The 25312-nt window shown below is 62.4% G+C and carries 22 protein-coding genes; 10 read left to right on the top strand and 12 right to left on the bottom strand.

Going from position 1 to position 25312, the window contains the following annotated elements; all coding sequences use genetic code 11:
* Window positions 1-14: 14 nt before the first annotated feature.
* Both AB5Y48_RS13040 and AB5Y48_RS13045 read left to right on the top strand, forming a co-directional pair.
* Window positions 15-476 (top strand): molybdopterin-dependent oxidoreductase, encoded by a 462-nt coding sequence (locus tag AB5Y48_RS13040; RefSeq protein WP_136613874.1) that lies wholly within the window; start codon window positions 15-17, stop codon window positions 474-476.
* A gap of 3 nt (window positions 477-479) precedes the next feature.
* Window positions 480-2681: a response regulator gene (locus AB5Y48_RS13045; RefSeq protein ID WP_368164734.1), complete on the top strand. Its 2202-nt coding sequence runs from the start codon at window positions 480-482 to the stop codon at window positions 2679-2681.
* Here AB5Y48_RS13045 and AB5Y48_RS13050 read toward each other — a convergent pair.
* Window positions 2672-2974 carry a helix-turn-helix domain-containing protein gene (locus AB5Y48_RS13050; RefSeq protein ID WP_136613873.1) on the bottom strand — a complete coding sequence of 101 codons (303 nt, stop codon included), beginning with the start codon at window positions 2972-2974 and terminating at the stop codon, window positions 2672-2674. The genes AB5Y48_RS13045 and AB5Y48_RS13050 overlap by 10 nt on opposite strands.
* A 42-nt stretch (window positions 2975-3016) precedes the next feature.
* A complete protein-coding gene (locus AB5Y48_RS13055; protein WP_060585269.1) occupies window positions 3017-3538 on the bottom strand; it encodes a DUF1523 family protein in 522 nt (173 codons plus the stop codon).
* 197 nt (window positions 3539-3735) lie between these two features.
* Here AB5Y48_RS13055 and AB5Y48_RS13060 point away from each other — a divergent pair, with 197 nt between their 5' ends.
* Window positions 3736-4365, top strand: a complete 630-nt coding sequence (locus AB5Y48_RS13060; protein WP_224159839.1) for a LysE family translocator — start codon at window positions 3736-3738, stop codon at window positions 4363-4365.
* A 27-nt stretch (window positions 4366-4392) separates the two neighbouring features.
* Here AB5Y48_RS13060 and AB5Y48_RS13065 read toward each other — a convergent pair whose 3' ends face one another.
* The 7 genes from AB5Y48_RS13065 to AB5Y48_RS13095 form a co-directional block, all read right to left on the bottom strand.
* Window positions 4393-5604 carry a cation:proton antiporter gene (locus tag AB5Y48_RS13065; protein WP_368164736.1) on the bottom strand — a complete coding sequence of 404 codons (1212 nt, stop codon included), beginning with the start codon at window positions 5602-5604 and terminating at the stop codon, window positions 4393-4395.
* Window positions 5605-5728: 124 nt separating this feature from the next.
* Window positions 5729-6832, bottom strand: a complete 1104-nt coding sequence (locus tag AB5Y48_RS13070; RefSeq protein ID WP_368164737.1) for a beta-N-acetylglucosaminidase domain-containing protein — start codon at window positions 6830-6832, stop codon at window positions 5729-5731.
* 7 nt (window positions 6833-6839) lie between these two features.
* Window positions 6840-8567, bottom strand: coding sequence for a potassium/proton antiporter (locus AB5Y48_RS13075; protein ID WP_136613868.1), 1728 nt, complete (start codon window positions 8565-8567; stop codon window positions 6840-6842).
* Between the two features lie 261 nt (window positions 8568-8828).
* Complete coding sequence (locus AB5Y48_RS13080; protein WP_224162143.1) at window positions 8829-9842, bottom strand: OmpA family protein; 1014 nt, start codon at window positions 9840-9842, stop codon at window positions 8829-8831.
* A gap of 178 nt (window positions 9843-10020) precedes the next feature.
* On the bottom strand, window positions 10021-11016 hold the full coding sequence (locus tag AB5Y48_RS13085; protein ID WP_224162142.1) for an OmpA family protein: 996 nt from the start codon (window positions 11014-11016) through the stop codon (window positions 10021-10023).
* A 311-nt stretch (window positions 11017-11327) separates the two neighbouring features.
* A complete protein-coding gene (locus AB5Y48_RS13090; protein ID WP_368164739.1) occupies window positions 11328-12365 on the bottom strand; it encodes an OmpA family protein in 1038 nt (345 codons plus the stop codon).
* A 254-nt stretch (window positions 12366-12619) separates the two neighbouring features.
* Complete coding sequence (locus tag AB5Y48_RS13095) at window positions 12620-13162, bottom strand: hypothetical protein (RefSeq protein WP_368164741.1); 543 nt, start codon at window positions 13160-13162, stop codon at window positions 12620-12622.
* A 260-nt stretch (window positions 13163-13422) separates the two neighbouring features.
* On the opposite strand from AB5Y48_RS13095, the gene AB5Y48_RS13100 reads away from it, so the two are divergent.
* Window positions 13423-13692 carry a DNA-binding transcriptional regulator gene (locus AB5Y48_RS13100; RefSeq protein ID WP_043157920.1) on the top strand — a complete coding sequence of 90 codons (270 nt, stop codon included), beginning with the start codon at window positions 13423-13425 and terminating at the stop codon, window positions 13690-13692.
* A gap of 205 nt (window positions 13693-13897) precedes the next feature.
* Complete coding sequence (locus AB5Y48_RS13105) at window positions 13898-15247, top strand: APC family permease (RefSeq protein ID WP_136613864.1); 1350 nt, start codon at window positions 13898-13900, stop codon at window positions 15245-15247.
* A 40-nt stretch (window positions 15248-15287) separates the two neighbouring features.
* Here the strand turns inward: AB5Y48_RS13105 and AB5Y48_RS13110 are convergent, their stop codons facing one another.
* Window positions 15288-16163, bottom strand: a complete 876-nt coding sequence (locus AB5Y48_RS13110; RefSeq protein ID WP_368164743.1) for a patatin-like phospholipase family protein — start codon at window positions 16161-16163, stop codon at window positions 15288-15290.
* Between the two features lie 157 nt (window positions 16164-16320).
* Between AB5Y48_RS13110 and AB5Y48_RS13115 the strand changes: the two genes are divergently transcribed.
* The 4 genes from AB5Y48_RS13115 (at window position 16321) to AB5Y48_RS13130 (ending at window position 23417) form a co-directional block, all read left to right on the top strand.
* Window positions 16321-17364 carry an efflux RND transporter periplasmic adaptor subunit gene (locus AB5Y48_RS13115; protein ID WP_368164745.1) on the top strand — a complete coding sequence of 348 codons (1044 nt, stop codon included), beginning with the start codon at window positions 16321-16323 and terminating at the stop codon, window positions 17362-17364.
* Complete coding sequence (locus AB5Y48_RS13120; protein ID WP_368164746.1) at window positions 17364-20477, top strand: efflux RND transporter permease subunit; 3114 nt, start codon at window positions 17364-17366, stop codon at window positions 20475-20477. The genes AB5Y48_RS13115 and AB5Y48_RS13120 overlap by 1 nt, the downstream gene beginning before the upstream one ends.
* 61 nt (window positions 20478-20538) lie before the next feature.
* A complete protein-coding gene (locus tag AB5Y48_RS13125) occupies window positions 20539-20907 on the top strand; it encodes a hypothetical protein (RefSeq protein ID WP_368164747.1) in 369 nt (122 codons plus the stop codon).
* A gap of 104 nt (window positions 20908-21011) precedes the next feature.
* A complete protein-coding gene (locus tag AB5Y48_RS13130; RefSeq protein ID WP_368164749.1) occupies window positions 21012-23417 on the top strand; it encodes a YgiQ family radical SAM protein in 2406 nt (801 codons plus the stop codon).
* Between the two features lie 112 nt (window positions 23418-23529).
* Here AB5Y48_RS13130 and AB5Y48_RS13135 read toward each other — a convergent pair whose 3' ends face one another.
* Complete coding sequence (locus tag AB5Y48_RS13135; RefSeq protein ID WP_368164750.1) at window positions 23530-24228, bottom strand: hypothetical protein; 699 nt, start codon at window positions 24226-24228, stop codon at window positions 23530-23532.
* Between the two features lie 252 nt (window positions 24229-24480).
* Between AB5Y48_RS13135 and AB5Y48_RS13140 the strand changes: the two genes are divergently transcribed.
* A complete protein-coding gene (locus AB5Y48_RS13140) occupies window positions 24481-24735 on the top strand; it encodes a DUF3362 domain-containing protein (protein ID WP_368164753.1) in 255 nt (84 codons plus the stop codon).
* A 29-nt stretch (window positions 24736-24764) separates the two neighbouring features.
* Here the strand turns inward: AB5Y48_RS13140 and AB5Y48_RS13145 are convergent.
* Window positions 24765-25312, bottom strand: a 548-nt coding sequence (locus AB5Y48_RS13145; protein WP_368164751.1) for an IS3 family transposase, incomplete at its 5' end; no start/stop codon positions are given.

A 25312-nucleotide genomic window follows, 5' to 3' on the forward strand; every position in this document is an offset into this window, starting at 1 on the left:
TGTGGGAGAGAGGCATGGGGTGGTGGCGTTGGGTGCTGGTATGGTGTGTGCTCTGGCTCGGTCAGGCCCTGGCGGGCGAGCCCCTGCTTACCCTGGAGAGGGGGGGAGTGCGGCAGCCTGTCGACGAGGCCATGGTGATGGCCCTGCCCCAGCACGAGATCACCACTCGGACTCCCTGGTATCCGGGGCTGCGCACCTTTCGTGGTCCCCGTCTGGCCGATCTGTTGCAGCAGGCCGGCATGGAGGGGCAGATGCTCTGGGTTCATGCCCTCAATGACTATATGGCTCCGATCCCCACGAGCGATCTGCTGGCCTATTCACCCATCCTTGCCCACAGCATCAATGGTGAGCGCATGTCGGTGCGCGAGCGGGGCCCTTTCATCATCATCTATCCCTTCGACCAGCAACCCGATATCAGGAACAAGCGTTACTATGCGCGCTCGGTATGGCAGGTTGACCGGATCCGGGTGGAGTAAGCCATGTTCTCCTGGACCTTGAGCCCGAGTCGCCGCTTCCTGGCCATCATAGTGGTGGTGTTGGCAGGCGCCCTGGGCGGGATCGGCCTGGTGCAGTATCGCCAGTTTGTGGATCTCAACATCAATGCCAATCAGGGCAACGACAGCGTGATGTGGAACTACACCCAGCTCTACAGCGAGTCCCTGCGCCTGCAAAATGCCCTGCTGCTCTGGCGCCCCGGGGAGGAGAGCCAGCTACAGCTGCGCTACGACATCTTCGCCAGCCGGGTCGAGCTCGCCTTCACCGGGCGAGACCGCCAGCTGCTCAGAAATTCCCCCCTGTTTCACGAGGTGGTGCACGGGATGCGCGGCTATGTGGCGATGGCGGATGTGTGGCTCGGGGTCAAGCCCCAGGCCCGGCTCGATCGCCAGGCGGTGGAGGCGATGCTCAAGGCGATGCCAAGCGTACTGGAGAGGTTGCAACCCCTGATGCTGGAGGTGAACCAGAAGGTCACCGAGTTTGATATGGGGCGGCGTGATGCGATGCGCCGCCAGATCATCATCACGACCCTGATCGCCGCCGTGCAGTTTACCCTGGTCTCCTTCTTCGCCATTCTCGCCTGGCGCCAGCAGAAGCGTACCGATGAACAGCATGAGGCAATGCGGCGCCTCAACGAGAGCCTGATTGCCGCCAACCACGCGGCCGAGGCGGGCAACCGGGCCAAGAGCAGCTTCCTGGCCAACATGAGCCACGAGATCCGCACCCCCATGAACGGGGTGATTGGCATGCTCTCCCTGCTGGCCGACGAGCCCCTGCAGAGCCGTCAGCGGGACTATCTCAACACGGTCCGCGAGTCGGCCGAGCACCTGCTCGAGCTGCTCAACGACATCCTGGATGTATCAAAACTGGAGGAGGGGAAGATCCGGCTGGAGTTGGCGCCGGTCGAGCTGCACGCCCTGCTCTCGGATCTCTTCGACTTGCTGCGTCCGAGCGGGGAGAAAAAGCGGCTGACACTGGGCAGCAATGTTTCGCCCACGGTGCCCCGTTGGGTGCTTGCCGATGGGCTGCGCCTGCGTCAGATCCTGCTCAACCTGCTCTCCAACGCCATCAAGTTTACCCGCGAGGGGGAGGTGAGCCTGAGTGTCGGTGCGACCCCCGTCGGGGAGGGGCGCTATCACATCGCTATCGCCATTCGTGACACCGGGATTGGCATCGGTCCTGAGCAGATGACACAGCTGTTCCAGCGCTTCAGCCAGGCCGATATCTCCATCACCCGGGAATTTGGTGGCTCGGGTCTGGGGCTTGAGATCTCTCGCAGCCTGGCCCAACTGATGGGCGGGGAGATCACGGTAGAGAGCGAGCCGGGCAAGGGCAGCTGCTTCACCCTCATCTGGTGCTGTGAGGCCTGTGCCTCACCGCTGCCCGATCCCGTCCCCGTGGTGGAGGAGGGAGAGGGGCGGCGCATCCTGCTGGTGGATGACAACCCCACCAACCGGGAGGTGTTGGCCACCATGCTGGCCCGGGCCGGGCATCGGGTGCAGGAGGCGAGCCACGGCAAGGAGGCGCTCTCCCTGCTGGCCAGTGAGTCCGTCGATGCGGTGTTGATGGATGTGCAGATGCCGGTGATGGACGGGGTGGCGGCGACCCGGGCCATTCGCACGGCGGCGACCCCCTGGGCGGGGGTGCCCATCATCGCCGTGACCGCCGATGTCATGGACGATGCGCGCCAACGCTACAAGGAGGCGGGCATGGACGGCTTTCTGCCCAAGCCGGTGGAGCGGGCCCAGCTGCTCGACGAGGTGAGCCGGGTGGTGGCGGCCAGCGACTGGCGTGGCAGCGGGCGTGTGCTGGTGGTGGATGACAACAGTGTCAACCGGACCGTGGCGGCCCTGATGTTGGAGCGGCTGGGGTGGCAGGCCGATCAGGTGGCCTCGGGGGAGGGGGCGATCGAGGCGTGCCGTCTGCATGACTACGCGCTGGTGTTGATGGATCTGCACATGTCCGGCATGGATGGCATTACCACCAGCCGTCAACTCAGCCAGCTGGAGCGGCCACCGGGCTGCATCATGGCCCTGACCGCCGACATGACGCCCGGGCTGGAGCAGACCTGTATCGAGGCAGGCATGTGTGGCCTGCTGCACAAACCGGTCTCGCGAGAAAAACTGATGCTGGCTCTCGAGCAGGCACGTTGTGCCTGCAGCGGGGAGTGCCTGGCTCAGACGTAGCCGAGCTCACGGGCGATCCGCGTCGCCTCTCGGGCCACCCACTCGGGGTTGATGGGGCCCCAATCTTTAATCACATAGTGCCCCTGGTTGTTGCGCACCCCCGGCTCCTGGTGAAAGTGACAGACCACCTCGAGCTCGGCCAAGGCCGATAGGGTATCCTGGGCCGTGCGTCTGGGCATGCCGGTCGCCTCCATCAGGGCGGGAACGGTGGCGACGCCACTGTCCACCAGATGAGCCACATAGAGGCGGCGAAAGAAGCTGGTTCGGGTCTTGCTCTGTTTCTCGTCAGACATGAAAGGCATCTCGAAAGGCCCCTTTCGGGGCCGATGAATGGATCACTCGGCGTCTTCGAAGGCGCGCCACAGCCAGAGGGCGGCACGTCCCATCACCAGCGCCCATACCCCGAACCAGAGCCAGCGAAAGAGGCTCCAGGTGGAGGCGTCGGCCTTGGCCTCTTGCACCTTGGTGACGTTGGGGAACATGGAGAACATGTTGATACGCCAGCCATATGAGGTAACCAGAGCCTGCTTCTTGTCAAACTCCATGGACTTGGCCTTGGCCTGCACGTCGGCGGCATCGAACTTGAAGTAGAAGGGCCAGCCCCAGCCGGTATCCTCGTTGCGAAACACCCTCACCTTGTCACCGGCATTCTCCGTATAGATGTAGTAGACGTCGGTGGTGGGGCCGTCCGCCGGATTCTTCTTGCTGATGGGGCCATCCTTGTCGGTGCGCTTCACCTCTACCCCTGTGATGGCGGTGACCTGCTTCTCGGGCAGGTAGTAGTCGAGCCAGAGGGCAGAGAGCAGGGCGATGATCCCCAGGGTGATGAAGGCGGGTTTTTCGAATTTGGCTTTCATGGGGCCTCAATGGGTATGTGAGCGTGCCCATACCTTACCCAAGAACGCCAGGCCCGCCCAGTGCGTGATGTGGCAAAAGCGTAAAAAAGTCGTTTAAAACAATCCTCTGCGACCATTTTCGAGCGCCAAACGGGGGCATCTTGCCTCGGCTGCGAGGGGCAGGCATGATGGCGGGTCACCTCATCAAGGAGCAACGCGTGTCCGCCTGGATAGATCCGGCCATCCTGGCCCTCTTCATACCCACCTTCTTCTTCGTCTCTGTGACCCCGGGCATGTGCATGACCCTGGCCATGACCCTCGGCATGAGCATAGGGCTGCGCCGAACCCTGCACATGATGTGGGGAGAGCTTGTCGGGGTGGGGCTGGTCTCGGTGCTCTCAGTGCTGGGCGTGGCCGCCGTGATGCTCAACTATCCGACCCTGTTCCACCTCTTCAAGTATGTCGGCGGGGCCTATCTGCTCTGGCTCGGGATCCAGCTGTGGCGCTCCCGGGGGAGCATGGCGCTGGGGCAAGCCAGTGCGCAGAGCGGCAGCTCGGCCTGGACCCTGGCGACCCAGGGTTTTGTTACCGCCATCGCCAACCCCAAGGGGTGGGCCTTCATGATCTCTCTGCTGCCCCCCTTCATCAGCACGGAGCGACCGTTGGGGCCCCAGGTGACCACCCTGGTGGCGCTCATTTTGCTTATCGAGTTCAGCTGTCTGGTGCTCTATGCCAGCGGCGGGCGCACCCTGCGTCACTTCCTCGCCAGGGGCGGCAACGTGCGCCTGATGAACCGCATCGCCGGAACCCTGATGATGGGGGTGGGGATCTGGTTGGCGCTGGGCTGAGACGGGGCGCATTGACGCCCCGTTGATTCAGGCGTCGCCGCCGAGCCGCTTCACCCAGGGGTTGGCGGTGATGCCGTGCAGCACCACGCTCAGCACTATGGTGCAGAGCACGGTGGCCACGATAGGGGAGAGCCCCTCGAGGGGAGGCGTGTGCTGCAACACCATGACGGCGAAGACGATGCTGGCGAGGCCACGGGGGCCAAACCAGCCGATGAAGAGTCGCAGGCCGGGCCGCAGCGTCGTTCCCCACAGGGCAACCCAGACCGGCACCATACGCAGCAGGGTCAGGCTGGCCAGGGCATAGCACCAGGGGCGCCAGTCATCAAGCGACAACAGCAGCGGCACCACGGTAGCACCAAACACCATCCACACCAGCACGGAGAGCAGCTCTCCATATCCCTCATTGCTCTCCAGATAGGTATGGCGATGCTCTCCCATGCGCCGGCCGATGAGCAGGCCGCCGACAAAGGCGGCGATAAAGCCGCTGCCACCCAGGCTCTGGGCCAGGGCAAAGCAGAGCAGGGCCAGTCCCGGCAGGGTGAGCTGTCGCCACAGGGGCAGGGTCCAGCCGTGAAGCGTGCTCTGGCGCAGCAGATAGACGGTAAAGCGGGCCAACACCCAGGCCACCAGCACGCCTATGCCTATCTCTTCCAGCATCAGGGTGATGGCGAGCGCGGCCGTGCCCTGATGCTGCTCGGTCGGGGCGATCAGGGCGAGCAGCAGGAGCAGCACGGGGACACAGATCCCGTCGTTGAGGCCACTCTCCTGATTGAGCCCTTCGCGCACCGGGGCCGGTACCGACGGGTTGCTCACCACCGCCTTGCCGAGCGCCGCATCGGTCGGCGCCAGCAGGGTCGCCAGAATGGCGAGCTCGAGCAGGGGGAGCTCGGGGTAGACAAGAAGGCCAAAAAGGGTGCCGGCGACCAGGGTGAGGGGGAGGCCAATGAGCAGTAGCCGCACCGGCAGGCCGCGGTTGGCGGTGAGCACCCGCCAGTCGGTGTTGGCGGCATCGGTAAAGAGCACCACCACCAGGGTGAGCTCGGCGAGCAACTTGATCCCCTCGCTCTCGACTGAGAGGGTGAGCAGGCCCAGGGCACCGGGGCCGAGCAGCCAGCCGGCCAGCATAAACAGCAGGGGGCCGCTGACCAGGCGTGATTCGAAGCGCCCGGCCAGCTGGCTGTAGAGCAGCAGGAAGGCGGCGAAGAGGGCGAGATTTTGATAGAGGCTGGATGCGTCCATGGCAGCTCCGTTATTTCGTCTTGAAAAACAGTGGCTTTCAGCTCTTCCAATAGCGCATGGCCGGGAGGCCGGCAGGAAGAGCTCACCTCATGTGGTGACCCCTGCGATGGTCGGGGCCAGCGGTTCAATCGGTGAGGCAGTCGGGATCGAAGGCGTAGTCGCCACCGAGCCAGCCGAGGATCTCGTCGGCGCAGGCCTGCCCCCGAAAGGGGCGATAGTGACGAGTGAGCATGTCCTGTTGCTCGGCGCTGAGGTGCGAGAGTCCTACCTCCTGCAGCAGGGGTAGATCCTCTTCGATGCGCGGTCCCAGCTGGGGGCCACAGGCCGCCTGCAGGGCCGCATGCAGGGCCTGACCCGGGTCATAGCGCTCGGCGAGTCGATAGCTCATGGGCAAGGTGGCCAGCGGGATGGCACTGAGTGCCGCCTGCTTCATGGGGTTGACCGCGTGGCCGGCCAGCTCTTGGGCCAGCCGAGCGGGGCGCTCCTCGAAGGCCCCCAGATAGAGGAAGTCGCTCGATTTGCTGCCATCGTTGACCGGGTAGTTGTCCCACAGAAAGGGTTGGCGACCGAGCCATTCGCTCACCTGGGCCAGGTGGTCGCTCGGGTAGCACTTGGACATTACCCTGGGGCCGGTCCAGAAGATCTCGATGCGGCGATCCAGCCCCTTGCCGAGATCCGTGAGATAGCCTTGGGGCATGGGCCCGAACACCTTCTCGAGGATAGGATCGGTGGAGTAGTAGCTGGGGCAGAAGAGCAGGCGGCTGGCCTTGCTCCAGCCCGCGATGTCATGGGCGATGGCACGCTGGCGAGCGGCCAGATCCGGGGTATCGCCCTTCATGTCGTCAAACAGGATGGCCAGGATATCGGGGGCCAGTTCGGCGTCGATGAGGCGCACCTTGGCCTCCAGGGCGGCGCGCTTGCCGGCATAGTCGTGATGGGCCCCCATGGGGCTGAGTCCCACCCCGAAGGCCAGCCCGTTGGCGCGGCACTCGGCGGCGAGCGTCTTGAGCTCGCGCAGGGTCGCCTCCGGCCAGGGCTCGGCCCACTGCTTGCGCAGGCAGGCATCCTCCTTGGGGGCGTAGAGATAGAAGCCATAGCCGTGGCGTGGCAGCCAGTGGGCGTAGTGGCGACGGGCCGACCAACTCCAGCCACGGCCGAAGAATCCCTCGATCACCCCGAGGGAGGGGGCCGGGGGCATGCCCCCGCTCAGCAGCATCTTGTAGGGCATGATCCTGTTACTCCCCGTCACTCTCTTCACAAAGTCGCACGCCGATGCGGCATACCTTCTCGTCATCCATTTCGGCCACGGTCCAGCGCATTCCCTGCCACTCCAGTTGATCACCCACCACCAGCTTATCCCCCAACACCGAGCTCAGGTAGTCACCCAGGGTCTGATCCTCGACCTCGCTCACATCGAGGCCGTAGAGCAGGGCCAGCTCGGCAAGGCGTACGCCCGCCTCGAGCTGGAAGTCACCGAAGAAGCGCAGATCCTGCTGCTCCTCCGGCGCCTGGCTAAAGAGTTGACCCAGGGCGGGCAGGGAGTGCTCGTGGCCGATGATGCAGAGGATGTCACCGGCCTCCAGTACCGTGCTGCCACTGGGGTGCAGCAGCGTCTCCTGGCGAAACAGGGCGCTGATCCGCGTCGCTTCGGGCATCTGCAGCTCCCGCAGGGGAGAGCCGATGCACCACTTCTCGGGGCCGAGCCGGTAGATAAAGAGCTCCCACTCGCTCTCGGGATGGATCTCGACCGCCGAGCGGGAGATGGGGCTGGGGCTGGGGGGGATCTCGACCCTGGCCAGGCGTGAGGCGATGGGCAGCGAGCTTCCCTGCAGCAGCAGCGAGACCAGCACGATGAAGAAGGCGACGTTGAAGAAGAGCTGGGCGTTGGGCAGCCCCGCCATCATGGGGAAGACGGCGAGGATGATGGGCACGGCGCCGCGCAGCCCCACCCAGGAGATGAACCAGCGCTCCTTGCTGGTGAAGTTTTTAAACGGGAGCAGGCTCATCCAGACCGCCAGGGGGCGCGCCAACAGGATCATCCAGGCCGCCAGGGCCAGGGCCGGCAGGGCAATGGGCAGCAGCTGGCTAGGGGTGACCAGCAGGCCAAGCACCACAAACATGCAGATCTGGCTAAGCCAGGTGAGGCCGTCGAGCACCGAGAGGGTGGTGCTGCGGCTGCGTACCACCTGGTTGCCGAGCAGCAGCCCCGCCAGATAGACCGCCAGGATGCCGCTGCCGCCCAGCGCCGTGGTCACGGCGAAGATGAGCAGGCCGAAGCTGACGGTGAGCAGGGGGTAGAGGCCGGGCGCCAGTACGGCCCGGTTGTTGATGCGCCACAACAGCCAGCCACCGGCCAACCCCAGCGTGGCTCCGATCCCAAACTGCTTGAGGAGGCTCCAGGCAAACATCCAGCCGCTCACCTCCTGGCCCGTGGCCAGCACCTCGATCAGGGTGATGGTGAGAAAGACCGCCATGGGATCGTTGCTGCCCGACTCTATCTCCAGGGTCGCCCCCACCCGCTGGTTGAGGCTGCGCCCGCCCAGCAGAGAGAAGACTGCCGCCGCATCGGTAGAGCCGACAATGGCACCGATAAGCAGCCCCTGGAGCAGGTCGAGATCAAACAGCCAGGCGGCCGCCAGTCCGGTCAGACTGGTGGTGAGCAGCACCCCCAGGGTGGCCAGGGAGAGGGCCGGCCAGAGGGCGACGCGAAACGACGAAACCTTGGTACGCATGCCGCCGTCGAGCAGTATGATGGCCAGGGCCAGGTTCCCCACCAGATAGGCCATGGAGTAGTCGGTAAAGTGAATACCGCCGGGGCCATTCTCCCCGGCCAGCATGCCGACGCCGAGGAAGATCACCAGAATGGGGATACCGAGCCGTGACGAGAGTGCGCTCAGCAAGACGCTGATGCCGACCAGCAGGGCCGCTATCAGAAAGAAGTGATTGATGGTTGCGGCATCCACCTCTGGTCCCCTCCTTAAAATCAACTAAACAGGCAATACGCTGTAACTTTAATGGCAAGCGTAGAGAATGTCGCCTAAAAATACTTTTTTTATTAGAAATCCGATAGATGCAGTAATAATTTGAAAAGCTTTTTATTCTGCCAACGGCCCCTTGGATGAGGAGCTTCTTGTACTTTGTCCGGGCTGGAAAGTGAAGCCGGTGCTGAATCTGGCTACAGCGATGAAAAAGGCCCCGTCGGGGCCTTTTGAAGAGGGCGGGGATTACGGCTGCTTGACCCCTGTGATGCGGATCTCCACCCGGCGATCCGGGGCGAGGCAGGGGATGAGTTGGGCGCGGGACATCTTGTCGTCACAGGCTTGCCCGGTGACCGGCTCGTGCTCTCCCTGACCGATGGCGCTCACCTTGTCTGCGGGCAGGCCGAGGCCGATCAGGTAGTTGGCCACGCTTTGGGCCCTGGCCTCGGAGAGGGTCTGGTTGTAAGCCTCGGAGCCCAGTCGATCCGTGTGCCCATAGACCATGGCCATGCCATCCTTGGGTTGCTCGGCCTTGATCCGCTGGTAGAGATCCCCGAGGGCCGCTTCCCCTTCCGGCTTGAGACTGGCCTTGTTGAAATCAAACAGCAGATCGCTGCTCATCTCGAAGGTCTTGTCCACCTGAACCGGCTCCGGGGCCGGCACGGGGGCCGCCATGGGCGGTGGTGCCGCCGGGGGGAGGGGGTCGTCGCGGTTGGGGTGGATCACCAACTCCAGGGTCGCGGTGCTGACATCGCTCACCCAACGGCGGGTGCCGCTGTTGCTGTTGTCATTGCCGGCATCGTCGCCCACCCGGACCAGATAGCGATAGCGAGCCTGCAGATCGACCAGGCGATGCAGCCGCACCGTCATGCCGAGGCCGGCGAGGGGGGCCAGGTTGGTGTCGCTGCCATTGGGGCTGTTGGCGCTATAGAGGTAGCCACCCCCCTCGGCGAAGAGCGAGAAGCGATCATTCAAGGGGTAGCGGCCTATGGCCGACAGGGTTGCCCCGTCGCTCTTGAGGGTGCCCAGATTGCTCTTCCAGCTCCCGGTGTTGAGATAACCCAGCTCGCCGGCAAAGTAGTCGTTGAACTGATAGCCGGCGAAGAGGTTGTAAGCGGTATCTTCTTTATCCACGTCACTGCCATAGTCCCCCATGTCGTGACCGACGGAGAGACCGGCGCCCCCCCCCAAATACCAATCCCCTGCATAGAGAGGAGCGCTCAGGGTGAGCACTATCGATGCGATTGCGGTTCTTCTCATTTTTATATCCTCATGGAGTGAGCCACTGCGGCATAGATCCTTTTAGTTATAGACCGTGGCGGGCAGGGGCAGATATCACTCACGGTCGCAATGGGATCACAACTGGTCGCGGGGAGTGCATGGGCGGGCTGTTTGCATAAAAAAACGCCGCCCGGAGGCGACGTTGCATCGGCAGGGATTACTGCTGAACTTGTTGTACGCCGGTCACGCGCACTTCGACGCGGCGATCCGGAGCCAGGCAGGCGATCTGCTTGGCGCGCGGGGTGACCTTGACGCAGCTGTCGCCGGTCACCGGGTTGGCTTCGCCGCGACCCTCGATGGAGACCTTGGAGGCGGGCAGGCCCTTGCTCACCAGATAGTCGGCCACGGTGCGGGCACGGGCCTCGGAGAGGCGCTGGTTGGCGGCGTCGGAACCGATGAAGTCGGTGTAACCGACCACGATGGCCTGACCGTCGGTGGGACGGGCTTCGGCGATCTGTTGATAGAGGGTGTTCAGGGCGGTGGTGCCCTCGGGCTTGAGGGTGGATTTGCCAAAGGCAAACAGCACATCAGAGCTCAGGGCGAAGTTCTTCTCTACCATTACCGGCTCGGGAGCCGGCTCGACGGGCGCGGCAACCGGAGCAACGTAGCTCTTGCGGTTGGGGTGCAGCACCAGCTCGAGAGAGGCGACGCCCACGTCGGTTTCCCAGCTCTTCTGCTCGTCGCCGACGTTCCACATGTAGCGGTAGCGGGCCTGCAGATCGACCAGGTCAGAGAGCTTGGCGGTGACGCCGAGGCCAGCCAGCGGAGCGACACCGTTGTCGGTGTTGTCATTGCCGTTGGCATGGTAGAAGTAGGCACCACCCTCGGCGAAGAGGGAGAAGACGCCATTGAGGGGCAGACGGCCGATACCGGAGAGGGTCGCGCCCTGGGTCTTGAAGTCGACGCCGTCGACGCCACCCTTGCCGGCGTAGAGGTAACCCAGCTCGGCACCGAAGTTGTCATTGAAGTTGTAACCACCAAACAGGTTGATGGCGGTCGCATCTTCGTCGGCGTCCCAGCCAAACTTGCCGAGATCGCGCATGTCGGCCCAGCCGGCACCGACACCTGTGTACCAGTCATTGGCCTGGGCAGAGGTAGCGCCAATGGCCGCCAGGGCGATGGCGATAAGGGAGGGGGCCACTTTCATTTTCATCGTTATATCTCCTCGTTGTGTCGCAGGTGCGACAGCACTTCCTGATGGCGGCGGACCCAGGAGCTGTCCGCCCGATCCGGCCAGGGCCGGACATCTGAATCTTATCCCGTGCAGGAGGCCTTCCATGTGACAAAATTGCGTCTGTTTGGACGAAAAGTCGGCGTGATGGGGCCTGTTTGGGACGCCCTACTGTATGCCGTGCAACCATCTTGATCAAGCGGAAGGGGAGGAGGGGTACGACAGGGTGTGGCAAAACAAACGAAACGAGGTGCCCTGGGGCACCTCGTCTTGACACACAGTTCAGGCAGAGATTACTGCTGCACTTCCTGTACGCCACGAACGCGGATCTCTACGCGACGATCCGGGGCCAGGCAGGCAACCAGCTGAGCCTTGGCCTTGATGCCATCGCACTGGGTACCGGTGACCGGGTTGGCTTCGCCACGACCTTCAACGGAGACCTTGGAGGCCGGCAGGCCCTTGGAGACCAGCACGTTGGCGACGGTGCGAGCACGGGCTTCGGACAGGCGCAGGTTGGCGGCGTCAGAACCGATGCGGTCGGTGTAACCGATCACGACGGCCTGGCCATCTTTCGGGCTGGCAGCAACCAGATCCTGGTACAGGGCGTTCAGCGCCTGAACACCTTCCGGCTTCAGGGTGGACTTGCCGAAGGCGAACAGCACGTCGGAGCTCAGATCGAAGCTCTTCTCAACAACCTGCGGAGCCGGGGCCGGAGCCTCTTCTACAACAGGAGCCGGAGCCGGAGCAACGTAGGAGGTGCGGAACGGATGGTAGACGGCTTCCAGGGTCGCCACGCTCTGGTTGGACTTGTAACGAACGCTGTCGTCAGGTGAGTCACCAAGGTGCAGGTCTGCCACGTCCCACATGTAGCGGTAGCGAGCTTGCAGATCCAGCGCGTCGTTCACCTTGTAGGTCAGACCCAGACCGGCCAGGGGGGAAACCTTGGTGTCGGAGACGGTCAGACCATCGGTGTGGGCCCAGTAGGCACCGGCTTCACCGAAGATAGAGAAATCAGCACCCAGGGGCAGGCGGGCGATACCGGACAGGGTGGCACCCTGGTTCTCGTAACGCAGGCCTTCGGTGTTGCCACGGCCAGCGTACTGGTAGCCCAGCTCGGCGCCGAAGTTCTCGGTGAAGTTGTAACCCATGAAGGCGTTGGCGGCAGCCGCGTCTTCGGTACCCTCGTAGCCACCGCCACCGATCTTGTTCAGACCGTTGAAGTGAGCAGCACCGACACCGGCACCGAAGTAGAGGTCGTCAGCGGCGTTGGCGGCGGTAGCAGTCACAGCAGCCAGGGCGATGGCAATTACGGAAGGAGCCATTTTCATCATTGTTCAATCCTCTTGGAGAAAGCACACAGGCATTCTCGCTTCTTGGTTCATGCCGACACCGAGCTGAGTACGAATAAGCACAAGAAGCAGGTCGGCATCTTTTGTTATGGGAATACCCTGCAACGACAACCCGGGTACTCCATGTCACTGGATGACGGGGCGCACTCTAAGCCTATTTGAGACTTTGATCAAGCTCACATTTATGGGCTGTGCCAATCGCTGTCGTAGGCGCTAACCCACTGTTATCTAATCAATCAGTGGTCGAGATAAGCACGAAAAAGGCGGCGTTCCAGCTTCAAATAAGATTGAACCCATACAGGTCTGGTCAAGCTTGTGTCACCGCGGGTGGCCAGGACCTGATCGAGAAGATCCCCATCGCGCTGCTGCATCAACGGGGTGAACTCCCGAAGATAGTGACGGGCCAGATGGGGGTCGAGAGGCCAGATATTAAGCAGGGCCCGCACCACGGGAACCACGGCAGCCGGCGCGATAAAGTGGCGATGGCCGGCTTCGAACCAGGGGAGCAGATCGTCCAGCGCCTGCTCGGGTGCCCAGGTCGCGTCACCGGGTTGTGCCGCCACCTCGGCCGGGTCGAGGTGGCGACAGGGGGGCTCGCAGGCCTCCGGGCCATAGAGGGGCAGGGTGCTTTGCGCCAGCAATGACACCTGATCGGCGGGCAGGGGGTGGGTCAGCAGCAGCGCCTCGGCACGGGTTGCCAGGCACTGATGCAACTGCGCTTGCATCTGCTCGCGGGTGTGCACGGGATGGAGGCGAGAGAGAACACCGGGGATGGGCATGAATGACTTCCTCGATAGGGGTAGGCGGGGATTATAACCGCATGTTCAGTGTGCTCAATTGAACAATTGGTGAGTCCAACTGTTTACCTGAGCCGAGTGAGGCATTAACATGCCCCTGCTTTGAAGGGTTGTCGCTTATTTAAGCGTTTAGATGAAGAGACTCGAACCATAACGAGTCCTGCAATAACTGATACACTTGACTACGAGTCGTCGCGAAAAAAATAAAAGCGGTTTATCCGCGCATGGAGTATGGAACCATTATGAGTCCTAACGTAGTTCCCGTAGGGAAGAAAATCCGTCAAATCCGCGAAGCGGTTGGTCTGAGCCGTCCCAAGTTTGCCGAGCTGCTTGGCGTCCCTCCCACCACCTTGAAGAACTATGAGCTGGGTTACCGTGAAGTCGGTGGCGCCTTCCTGGTTGCCCTGGCCCATCACCCCGAGCTGCATCAGTTCACCCTCTGGCTGCTGGCCGACAAAAAATCTGCCGAGATCGGTCAGATTGGTCCGGAAGAGTATCTGGCCAAGGCCTGATAGCAAACCAGTGAGAAATGCCGCCTCAGGGCGGCATTTTTTGTCTTTTGGGCGCTGCCCAACAGTTTTTGCAACACGTTTTGAATTATTCGCTCGAGCCAACGAGGATAGGCAGCCCCGCAGAGGCGGGCCGCCCCGGGAGACGTCAAGCCGTCCCCCGAGCGCAGGATTCAGGAAGATGTCGTAATAGGGATGGAATATTTTTATGAGCAGCAGTGAGCTTGATAAACGCTATGGCCTGATGACGGCCATCGCCATGGTAGTCGGGGTCGTGATCGGCTCCGGGGTCTTCTTCAAGGCCGATGATGTATTGCGCCTGACCGGCGGTAACCTGGCCATCGCCCTGTTGGCGTGGGCACTGGGGGCTATCTCCATGATCTTCGGGGCCCTGGTCTTTGCCGAGTTTGCCCAGCGGATCGAAAAATCCAACGGCATCGTCGACTACGCCGAGGCCGCCTATGGCAAGCGCTTCGGCTATCTGGTGGGGTGGTTCAAGGGGGTACTCTACTACGCCCCCCTCTCGGCCATCCTGGCCTGGGTCGCCTCCCTCTACACCATGATCCTGCTTGGCAGCGATAACCCCACCAACTCCACCGCCACCTGGGTGGTGGCCGCCATCTACATGGCCGCCACCTATCTCGTCAACTTCTATGCGCCCGTACTGGCGGGCAAGTTGCAGGTGGGATCGACGCTCATCAAGCTGGTGCCGCTGGTGTTGGTGGCCGTGGTCGGCACCATTTCGGGCCTGCTCAACGGGGTGACCGCGACCAACTTCGTCCAGGCGATGGACGGGATCGGCAGCACCGGGGGCACCCTGGCGACCGCCGTGGTGGCGACCGCCTTCGCCTACGAGGGGTGGATCGCCGCCGTGACCATCAACAGCGAGATCCGCGACTCGAAGAAGAACCTGCCGCGCGCCCTGGTCATCGGTACCCTGATTGTCTTCGTGGTCTATGTGACCTATTTCCTCGGCATCGCCAGCGTGCTGCCGACCGACGAGATCGTCACCCAGGGGGATAATGCGGTCAATATCGCCACCACCAGCCTGTTTGGCGGCACGGCCTCCACCATCTTGACGGTGTTTGTGATCATCTCCTGCCTCGGCACCCTCAACGGCCTGGTGCTGGCAACCATGCGTATTCCTTACTCCCTGGCCATCCGCAACCAGGGGCCGGCGCCCAAGTGGATGAGCCGGGTCGAGTCGCATCATCATATGCCCGTCAACTCGGCCCGTGCCGCGGCCCTGCTCTCGGTCGTCTACTCGGTGCTCTGGTATTGCAGCATCAACGAGACCTTCGGTCGTTATATCGCCCTGGACGAGATGCCCATCGTGCTTATCTATGGTCTCTATCTCTTCCTCTATGTCTGGTATATGCGCACCTTTACCGAGTTTGGCTGGATCAAGCGCTTCGTGATTCCGATCTGCGCGGCCCTGGGCTCGCTCATCATCCTCTACGGCGGCATCACCAACCCGAGTCTGGGCCTCTATCTCGGGGTCTCAGTGGTGGTCATCCTGCTGGGACTGCTCTTCTACCGCCAGGAGGCGGCCGAGTAAGCAAGAAAAAAGCGCCGCAAGGCGCTTTTTTCTTGGAGGCTTATCCGGGAGTGAGCACCCCGAGGCGGCAGAGCTCCTCCTCGAGCTGGGGACGCTGGCGCTCGACGCACTCCTCCCCTTCGGCAATCGCCTCGGCCGCCCGGTGAAAGTCGAGGATGGAGAAATTGCCCAGGCGCGGAGTGAGCTGCACCTCGGGGGGATCCCCCGCCATCCGTGCCCGGGTGATACGTTCCTGCATGATGTTGATGCTGCCGCTCATCACGCTCCACATGCCCGGGGTGGCGATGGTCTCACCGCGCCCGAACCACTGGGCCAGGGCGCCCACGCCGCGCACCTCGTCCGGCTCGTCGGCCCAGGGCTGGTGCATGTCGGCGTTGAGATTGACGGCGATAACCACCTCGGCCCCCATGGCGCGGGCGAGCGAGATGGGCACCGGATTGACCACGGCCCCGTCGACCAGCCAGCGTTCGTTATAGCGGGTCGGGGTGAGCAGGCCCGGCATGCCGCAGGAGGCGCGCACCACCTGACGCAGGGCCCCCTGTTGCAGCCAGATCTCGCGCCCGGTATCGAGTTCGGTGGCGACGCAGGCGAAGGGGAGGGGAAGCTGCTCGATGTGAGGATCCCCCAGATAACCGGCGGCGGTGCCAAACACCTTGTCGCCGCGAAACAGGCCTCCCGAGAGCGCCGGGTCGAGCAGGCTCACCACCTGCAGCCGGGTGAATCCCCGCACCCACTCCTCCAGCCGGCCCAGCTCGCCGGCGGCGTAGGCGGCGCCGACGAAGCTGCCGATGGAGCAGCCGGCCACCAGATCGGGGCGTATTCCCATGCGCTCGAGCGCCCGGATCACGCCGATATGGGCCCAGCCGCGGGCCGCTCCGCTTCCCAGGGCCAGCCCCAGTCGTGGTCTTCTTGTCACGTTTGATCTCCAAGCTAGGCAGAGGGCCCAGCTTACCCTGCCGGGCTGCGGGCATCCAGTACACGCGGCTGTCACGTTTTGTCACACTTGCCACACAGTTCCGGCACGCTTTGGACGTACACTGCCGCTACCTGATCCACTCATCACTCTGGACACCATGAAACTGCGCCTCGGACTCCTGTTGCTCTTGCCCCTCTCGGCCTATCTCATCTGGCGTTATGCCGCCGCCCCCGACACCACGATGCGCGAGGCCAGGCAGATCCCGGTGCGCAGCGAACTGGTCGAGCAGGTACGGGCCGAGCCCGTGCTGCGCCTCTCCGGTACCCTGGCGGCCAACCGCTCGGTGGCCCTCTCGCCCGAGGTGACCGGCCGTATTCTCGCCATTGCGGTGCGCTCGGGAGAGCGGGTCAAGGCGGGCAGCGAGCTGGTGCGCCTCGATGACGCCAAGCAGCAGGCCGAGCAGGCCGAGCAGGCGGCGGCCCTGCGCGATGAGGAGCGCAAGCTCAAAGACATGCGACGCCTGGTGGGGCGCGGCGCCGTGACCCAGTCCGAGCTGGAGGGGCAGGAGGCGAGCGTCGCCATGGCCCGTGCCCGGCTCGAGGCGGCCCGGGTCGAGCTCTCCTTGCGGACCCTCACGGCGCCGTTTGCCGGCACCGTGAGCCTCATCGATCTCAGTCCCGGTGCCCTGGTGGGCAGCGCCGACACCCTGCTTCACCTGGACGATATCGATACCCTGCGCCTCGATCTGGCGGTGCCAGAGCGCTACCTCGCCCTGCTCGAGCCCGGCATGAAGGTGATTGCCTCGAGCAGCGCCTGGCCCGGTGAGCAGTTCGCCGGTACCGTCAGCACCCTCGACTCGCGGGTGGTGGAGGGGACCCAGAACATCAGGGTGCGAATCGAGGTGGTCAATGCCCACGGTCGCCTCAGGCCCGGCATGCTGATGGAGGTGGCCCTCTCCCTGCCGGCGCGCGAGGTGACCCGCATCCCGGCCCAGGCCCTGGAGTTCTCCGGCAGCGAGCGTTTCGTCTATCGCCTCGAGGGGGGACAGGTGACCCGCACCCGGGTCGAGATCGACGAGCAGCACGGGGAGTCGGTCTGGATCGCCGCTGGCCTCAAGGCGGGGGATCGCATCGTGGTCGAGGGGCTGGTCAACCTGCGTGACGGCGCCCGGGTGCGCGATCTGGCAGAGGGGCAAGGCTGATGTGGCTCTCTGACGTTTCCGTTCGCCGCCCGCTGGTGGCTCTGGTGCTGTGCAGCCTGCTTACCGTCTTTGGCCTGGTGGCCTTTGGCAAGCTCACGGTGCGCGAGATGCCCGATGTGCAGATCCCGTCGGTCTCGATTACCACCACCTACGAGGGGGCCTCTCCCGAGGTGATGGAGACCCAGGTCACCAAGCCTATCGAGGATCAGCTCTCGGGGATCAGCGGCATCAAGAACATCTCCTCGGTGACCCGTAAGGGGCGCTCCATGATCACGGTAGAGTTCAATCTCGGCTGGAACATGGTAGAGGGGGTATCGGACGTGCGCGACGCCCTGTCGCGCGCCAAACGCAGCCTCCCTGACGATGCGGACGAGCCCCTGGTCACCAAGGATAATGGCAACGGTGACGTGGCCATCTGGCTCAACTTCAGCAGCGACCGTATGGATCGCACCGCCCTGACCGATTACGCCAACCGGGTGCTGGTCGACCCCTTGAGCCTGGTGGACGGGGTGAGCGAGGTGATGCTCTCGGGGGATCTCGAGAGGGTGATGTATGTGCGCCTCAAGGCGGCCGAGATGGCGGCCCGGGGGATCACGGTCGACGATGTGAAAAACGCCCTGGCCCGGGAGAACATCGAGCTGCCCGGCGGGGAGATCCGCAACAACAGCATGACCATGGCGGTGCAGATAGAGCGCCTCTACAAGACGCCGGAAGACTTTCGCGCCCTCCAGGTAAGCCTGGGGAAGGGGGGCCAGCCCATCTATCTGGGGGACATCGCCCAAATTGAGACCGGGGCCAAGAACGAAGACAGCGCCTATCAGCGCAACGGCAAGGAGAGCCTGGGGCTCGGCATCGTCGCCCAGTCTACCGCCAACCCGCTGGCGGTGGCCCAGGGCATAGAGCACAAACTCGGCCAGATGCAGCGCTTCCTGCCCGAGGGGGCCAAGCTCGAGGTCGATTACGACTCCACCGTCTTTATCAAGCAGGCCATCGACGAGGTGTATGAGACGCTCGCCATCTGTGCAGCCCTGGTGGTGGCGGTGCTCTATCTCTTCCTCGGTCAGGGGCGCACCACGCTCATTCCGGCGGTGACTGTGCCTGTCTCCCTCATCAGCGCCTTTATCGGTGCCTGGTATCTGGGCTTTTCTATCAACCTGGTGACCCTGCTCGCCCTCATCCTCGCCATCGGCCTGGTGGTGGATGACGCCATCGTGGTGGTGGAGAACATTCACCACCATCTGCAGCGTGGCGAGCCGCCCCTGCTGGCGGCCTGGCACGGCACCCGGGAGGTGGGCTTTGCGGTGATCGCCACCACCGCCGTGCTGGTGATGGTGTTTGTGCCCATCGCCTTTATGGAGGGGATGGTGGGCAGGCTCTTTACCGAATTTGCCATCCTGCTCTCCTTGGCCGTGATCTGCTCTTCTCTGGTGGCCCTCACCCTGACCCCGGCCATGGGATCCTGGCTGATGCGCGCCAAGGACAGACCCAACGCCCTGAGCGCGGCGCTCGATTTGGGCCTTGTTCGCCTCGAGGGGCACTATCGCCGCCTGCTCGGCTGGAGTCTGCATCACAAACGCTGGGCCCCGCTCATCTTCGCGCTGTTTTTGGGCGGCATCGCCCTGCTGGCTACCCGAATTCCCGCCAGCCTGACCCCGACCGAAGACAGAGGCGTGGTCTTCGTCTTCGTCAAGGGGGCGGAGGGGACCAGCATAGAGCGGATGAAGCGCAACATGGAGCAGGTGGAGCAGGTGGTGTTGCCGCTCCTTGGCAAGGGGGTGGTGCAGTCGGTGAGTTTCAGCACCCCCGCCTTCGGGCGCGGCGGCGATCAGACCGGCATGGCCATCATCCAGCTCACCGACTGGAGTGTGCGTACCCAGACCGCCAGCGACTTTACCCGCCAGCTCACCGCGCGTCTCGGGGACATTCCCGATGTCATGGTGCGTGCCTTCCAGCCCGGCTTTCGCGGCGGCTCCAACGCGGCGGTGCAGTTCATCATCCAGGGCGGCGACTATCAGGAGATCTTCGCCCAGGCCCAGCGCCTGCAACAGGCGGCCCTGGAGAGCGGCCTGATGAGCGCGCCGGACCTCGACTATGCCGAGAAGACCCCCGAGGTGCGGGTGCGGGTCGATCGGGTGCGTGCCGCCCAGCTCGGCATTCCTCTCTCCCAGGTGGCGGGCAGCCTGCAGACCCTGCTCGGGGGCAGCAGCAAGACCACCTATGTGGACAGGGGGGAGGAGTATGACGTCTACCTGCGCGGGGATCAGCGCGACTTCAACGGGGCAGGGGATCTTAGCCGTATCTACCTGCGCGCCGCCGATGGGGAGATGGTGAGCCTCTCCACCCTGGTCTCGTTCGATCTGGTGGCCGCGCCCCAGCGCCTCAACCACTACCAGCGCCAGAAGGCGGTCACCCTCACCGCCGACCCCATGCCGGGCCACACCCTGGGTGAGGCGCTGGACTTTCTCGACAACTGGGCCAACGCCAACTTGCCGGCGGGGATGACGGTGGATTATGCCGGTGAGTCCAAGGATTATCGCGACAACCAGGGGGAGATGGGGATGGTCTTCGGACTCGCCCTGCTGGTGGTCTATCTGGTGCTGGTGGCCCAGTTCGAGAGTTTCCTCTCGCCGGCCGTGGTGATGGTGACCGTGCCCCTTGGCCTCTTCGGCGGTCTGCTCGGGCTCTGGCTTACCGGCCAGGAGATGAGCCTCTACAGCCAGATAGGCATGATCATGCTGATCGGCATGGTGGCCAAGAACGGCATCCTCATCGTCGAGTTCATCAACCAGCTCAGGGAGAAGGGGGTCGAGTTTGAAGAGGCGATCATCCAGGCCAGCCTGCGCCGCCTGCGCCCTATCCTGATGACCTCGCTCACCGCCATCATGGGGGCCGTGCCCCTGATGCTCTCCATGGGGGCGGGCTACGAGAGCCGCATGGCGGTGGGGACTGTGGTCTTCTTCGGCCTCACCCTGGCGACCCTGGTGACCCTGCTGCTCGTTCCCTCCCTCTATGGCCTGATGGCGCGGCGCACCGGCATCGCCGGCGAGCGCAGCCAGCAGGTGGACGAGGCGCTCGCCCGGAAGGAGTCCCCAAATGGGGGTAAGGCCGCCTAGGTCGCTTTTTGTTCGATAAAGATGTGATATCAAGGGGGCTTCATTGACGGAGGCCCCCATCATGTTGCCGCGACCCCTCTACGAGTTACTTCCCTACCTCAGCCTGGCCGTTGGCCTTGGGCTGCTCTCCGGTGCCAGCCAGCCCGGCCTGCTACTGGCCGGGCTGCTGCTGTTTGTCGCCGGCGCCCGTATCTGGTCCCTGCGCAGCAACTACCGGCGGCGGGATCGTCACTATCAGGTCTGGTCAGGCAATACCCCGGAGTGGCTCTACGAGGGGCGACCCTTCGCCCTGATCCTGCTTGGTCTCTTGTTGCTGCGTCTGGGCGATCACCCCCTGTTTGCACTTCTCGCTCTGGCCGGGCTCGGTTGGGGGCTGTGGCAGTGGGCCGTGCGTTACCGCCATCGCCTCACCCTGCTCTCGGCATTTTAGGGCCACAGCGGTCAATTCCCTGCCTTTGGCAGGGCCAAAAAGCCATCGCTACCGCCGTGGCCAGCCGGTATAATGCGCGACCCGAAATGTTCCAGGTGGTCAAAATGCAGCCGGTTACCAACCTCTTCTCCTATCCCCGCTACTGGGCCGAGTGCTACGGCACGGCGCCCTTCCTGCCCATGTCCCGCAAAGAGATGGACAAGCTCGGCTGGGACAGCTGCGACGTCATTCTGGTGACGGGGGATGCCTACGTGGATCACCCAAGCTTCGGCATGGCGGTGATCGGCCGCATGCTCGAATCCCAGGGCTTTCGGGTCGGCATCATCGCCCAGCCGGACTGGTCATCCAAAGATGACTTTATGCGCCTGGGCAAGCCCAACCTCTTCTACGGGGTGACCGCGGGCAATATGGACTCCATGATCAACCGCTACACCGCCGATAAAAAGCTGCGCCACGACGACGCCTACACCCCGGGGGATGTGGGCGGCAAGCGACCGGACCGCGCCACCCTGGTCTACACCCAGCGCTGCAAAGAGGCCTATAAAGAGGTGCCCGTGGTCATCGGCGGCATCGAGGCATCCCTTCGCCGCATCGCCCACTACGACTACTGGTCCGAGACCATCCGCCGCTCGATCCTCATCGACGCCAAGGCCGACATCCTCATCTATGGCAACGCCGAGCGCCCTCTGGTGGAGGTGGCTCACCGCATCGCGGGTGGCGAGACCATCGACACCATGCAGGACATTCGCGGCACCGCCGTCATCCGCAAGGAGCCGCTGCCGGGCTGGCGCGGGGTGGATTCGAGCAAGCTCGACCAGATTGGCCGCATCGATCCCATCCCCAACCCCTATATGGAAGGGGCACCCTGCAGCGATGACGAAGGGTCGGCGCCGAGCGAGCAGGAGGCCAAGCCCATCCTGGTGCAGCCGCCGAAGCAAAAACCCTGGGAGCAGACCTACGTCAAGCTGCCGGCGTTCGAGCGGGTGAAGGAGGACAAGGTGCTCTACGCCCATGCCTCGCGCATCCTGCACCACGAGACCAACCCCGGCTGCGCCCGGGCGCTCTCCCAGGCCCACGGCGATCGCATCATCTGGGTCAACCCGCCCGCCTTCCCGCTCGAGACCGACGAGATGGACGGGGTGTTCGGCCTGCCGTACCAGCGGGTGCCGCACCCGGCCTATGGCAACGAGAAGATCCCGGCCTACGACATGATCAAGACCTCGGTCAACATCATGCGCGGCTGCTTCGGCGGCTGCTCCTTCTGCTCCATCACAGAGCACGAGGGGCGCATCATCCAGAGCCGCTCGGAAGAGTCGATTCTGAAAGAAATCGAAGAGATCCGCGACAAGGTGCCGGGCTTCACCGGTGTCATCTCGGATCTCGGCGGCCCCACCGCCAACATGTACAAGCTCCGCTGCAAGAGCCCCAAGGCCGAGCAGACCTGTCGGCGTGCCTCCTGCGTCTGGCCGACCATCTGCCCGCACATGGACACGGACCACAGCCCGACCATCAACCTCTACCGCAAGGCGCGCGACCTCAAGGGCATCAAGAAGATCCTGATCGCCTCCGGAGTGCGTTACGACATCGCGGTGGAAGATCCGCGCTACATCAAGGAGCTGGCCAAGTACCACGTCGGCGGCTACCTCAAGATCGCGCCGGAGCACACCGAAGAGGGCCCGCTCTCCAAGATGATGAAGCCGGGGATGGGCAGCTACTACAGCTTCAAGGAGCTGTTCGACAAGTATTCCAAAGAGGCGGGCAAGCAGCAGTACCTGATCCCCTACTTCATCTCCGCCCACCCGGGCACCACGGATGAAGACATGGTGAACATGGCGCTCTGGATTAAGGCAAACCGCTTCAAGCTCGATCAGGTGCAGAACTTCTACCCGTCGCCGCTCGCCAACGCCACCACCATGTATTACACCGAGAAAAATCCCCTCAACAAGGTGAGCCGCCAGGGCGGGGACGTGTTCGTGGTGAAGGGGGAGCGTCGCCGTCGCCTGCACAAGGCGCTGCTGCGCTATCACGATCCGGCCGGCTGGCCGATGATCCGCGAGGCCCTGCTGGAGATGGGCAAGGGTCACCTCATCGGCAACGGTCCCGACTGCTTGGTGCCGCCGGAAGGTCGCGGCGAACTTAAAGGCAAGGGCGGGGCCGAGCGCAGCCGCAGCAAGGGCTTGAAACCGGCCCTGACTCGCCATAGCAACATTGTTCACCAGCGTGGCAATGGCACAGGCAACAAGGCTGCGGGCCAGAGCAACGGCCAGCACGCCAACCCCAGCGCCAACAAGAGCGGCAAGGGCAATGGCAAGCCGGTGGGCGCCGAGCTCAAATTAGAGAAGGGGAGCCGCAAGCCCGCCACCCAGAGTGAAGGGAAGGGCAAACCCCAGGGGAAACCCGCCCATAAGGGCAAGGCCCCGACCCGGGCAGGCTCTGCCGGTGCCAAACCTGCCACTCAAGGCGGTAAGCCTGCGGCCAAAGGCAATGGTGCCAAGCGACCGGCAAGGTGAGTTTCCTGATTGGAAAGCGATAGAAATAAAAAAGGCGACCGGATGGTCGCCTTTTTAAGTGAGTAATAATGGATACGTATATATTCAATATGCCAGTAATGTTATTGCTATGTTAGTAGGAGTAATAAAAATAGAGGTAAGGGGGGATTTTATATTCCTTCCCATCGTAGATTAGTGCGTCGACTCGTCGGTCTTTTTCAAACTCCTCATTAATACATTCCACGCTTCTTCCATTAAATTTCTCGGTCGACTTGGTGTTACTGGATATACTGGTCAGAATAATATCCCTGTACCCAGATGGTGAGTCATTCTTTCGGACATGAAGCAATGATTTTCTGACGGCATACTCAGAATTGCACATCTGATTACTTTTGCTAAGTCGATAGTGGGAGTCAACAATCAACCCTTTTATAACCAAGGCAAGTGACCCATTATCTTTCGGTTGGAACAGGTTCAAGGTAGTAACAAGATGCCCCTTTGTATCCCAGTTAATTCTTAAGCCAAACGCAAGATGTGAAGAATTCAACTGATATGGTGCGGTATCAATAAACATATCACCATCGGAGTAATCCTCATGTTCGAGGAGGTCGTGACGCACTGTTCTATATTTTATGCTCATATCATTGCTATCAATGACTACAATATCCAGGCTGGAGTACAGAATTTGGCCATGAGCGCGCAATGGAATAGCAATGATCACCATATTGTCATGCGCAGGCCATATCTTGCACGTATAATTCTGTGTTGATCCCTGATACGTCTTTCCATCATGTACTATCTCGACATGGTCATTGAATGCTGCTGCCGCCAAAAGTGACCTCATGTATTGGTAACATGGGTCGGCAGATGCGTTGGTACTAGCCAAAATAAAGAATAAAAATAGCAGCCTAGATATCATGTCTCTTACCATTTAACCTATCTAAAAATAGAACGAGTATATAACTTACACCACAAGGTTTACTTTTATTATCCCAGCTATATCTGCTTCATGGCTGTACACAATATTTATATCTTAAACGCTATGAAATAATTAACCAAGGATAAATGGACACCCAGCTTTTTGTTGCTGCGTTATCACGACCCAGCCGGCTGGCCGATGAGCCGCGAAGCCCTGCTGGAGATGGGCAAGGGCCACCTGATCGGCAACGGCCCCGACTGCCTGGTGCCGCCGGAAGGCCGTGGCGAAGCCAAAGCCGAGCGCAGCCGCAGCAAAGACCTCAAACCTGCCCTGACCCGCCACAGTGCCATCACCCATCAGCGCAGCTGGGAAATTCTGGTGGGAAATTCTGGGACACCCACCTTTTTGTGTGAGGCGTAAGACCACCAAATCTCACGCTACTGTAGTGGTCAAGTAAAACTGGCCACGGTTTTATAAGCAGCCCAATACTGCCGCTCAGATTCGTTCGGGCTTAAACCACCGTTGTAGTCATGGGGGCGCGTCTGACTGTAATACCCCATTAAATATGCTGTGATACTTTCCGTGGCTTCGACCATGTCTTGGTAGCCATGCTCTGGCACCCACTCGCTCTTGAGGCTGCGAAACAATCGCTCCATCGGTGCATTATCCCAACAGTTGCCTCGCCGGCTCATGCTCGGGGTTATCCGATAGCGCCATAACAGCTGCTGGTATCGACGGCAGGTGTAATGGCTACCCTGGTCCGAGTGAAACATGACCCCCTGTGGTTGCCCTCGTTGCTCATAAGCGATGGTCAGCGCTTTCATCGTCAACTCGCTGTCAGGTGAGAACGAGAACGCCCAGCCAACCGGCTTTCTGGCAAACAGGTCCATCACCACCGCCAGATAACCCCAGCGTTGGCCGGTCCAGATATAGGTTACATCGCCACACCAAACTTGATTGGGGGCCGTCACGGCAAACTGTCGCTCCAACACGTTGG

The sequence above is a fragment of the Aeromonas sp. R6-2 genome, from assembly GCF_040908155.1.
GTDB classification, from domain to species: domain Bacteria; phylum Pseudomonadota; class Gammaproteobacteria; order Enterobacterales; family Aeromonadaceae; genus Aeromonas; species Aeromonas schubertii.

What these genes read in the sequence shown, in the direction of transcription:
- AB5Y48_RS13080 (WP_224162143.1), bottom strand. Translation starts at nt 9,842, where the DNA reads ATGAGAAGAACCGCAATCGCATCGATAGTGCTCACCCTGAGCGCTCCT.
- AB5Y48_RS13040 (WP_136613874.1), top strand. Translation starts at nt 15, where the DNA reads ATGGGGTGGTGGCGTTGGGTGCTGGTATGGTGTGTGCTCTGGCTCGGT.
- AB5Y48_RS13090 (WP_368164739.1), bottom strand. Translation starts at nt 12,365, where the DNA reads ATGATGAAAATGGCTCCTTCCGTAATTGCCATCGCCCTGGCTGCTGTG.
- AB5Y48_RS13120 (WP_368164746.1), top strand. Translation starts at nt 17,364, where the DNA reads ATGTGGCTCTCTGACGTTTCCGTTCGCCGCCCGCTGGTGGCTCTGGTG.
- AB5Y48_RS13055 (WP_060585269.1), bottom strand. Translation starts at nt 3,538, where the DNA reads ATGAAAGCCAAATTCGAAAAACCCGCCTTCATCACCCTGGGGATCATC.
- AB5Y48_RS13085 (WP_224162142.1), bottom strand. Translation starts at nt 11,016, where the DNA reads ATGAAAATGAAAGTGGCCCCCTCCCTTATCGCCATCGCCCTGGCGGCC.
- AB5Y48_RS13130 (WP_368164749.1), top strand. Translation starts at nt 21,012, where the DNA reads ATGCAGCCGGTTACCAACCTCTTCTCCTATCCCCGCTACTGGGCCGAG.
- AB5Y48_RS13070 (WP_368164737.1), bottom strand. Translation starts at nt 6,832, where the DNA reads ATGCCCTACAAGATGCTGCTGAGCGGGGGCATGCCCCCGGCCCCCTCC.
- AB5Y48_RS13100 (WP_043157920.1), top strand. Translation starts at nt 13,423, where the DNA reads ATGAGTCCTAACGTAGTTCCCGTAGGGAAGAAAATCCGTCAAATCCGC.
- AB5Y48_RS13065 (WP_368164736.1), bottom strand. Translation starts at nt 5,604, where the DNA reads ATGGACGCATCCAGCCTCTATCAAAATCTCGCCCTCTTCGCCGCCTTC.
- AB5Y48_RS13115 (WP_368164745.1), top strand. Translation starts at nt 16,321, where the DNA reads ATGAAACTGCGCCTCGGACTCCTGTTGCTCTTGCCCCTCTCGGCCTAT.
- AB5Y48_RS13105 (WP_136613864.1), top strand. Translation starts at nt 13,898, where the DNA reads ATGAGCAGCAGTGAGCTTGATAAACGCTATGGCCTGATGACGGCCATC.
- AB5Y48_RS13045 (WP_368164734.1), top strand. Translation starts at nt 480, where the DNA reads ATGTTCTCCTGGACCTTGAGCCCGAGTCGCCGCTTCCTGGCCATCATA.
- AB5Y48_RS13125 (WP_368164747.1), top strand. Translation starts at nt 20,539, where the DNA reads ATGTTGCCGCGACCCCTCTACGAGTTACTTCCCTACCTCAGCCTGGCC.
- AB5Y48_RS13095 (WP_368164741.1), bottom strand. Translation starts at nt 13,162, where the DNA reads ATGCCCATCCCCGGTGTTCTCTCTCGCCTCCATCCCGTGCACACCCGC.
- AB5Y48_RS13050 (WP_136613873.1), bottom strand. Translation starts at nt 2,974, where the DNA reads ATGTCTGACGAGAAACAGAGCAAGACCCGAACCAGCTTCTTTCGCCGC.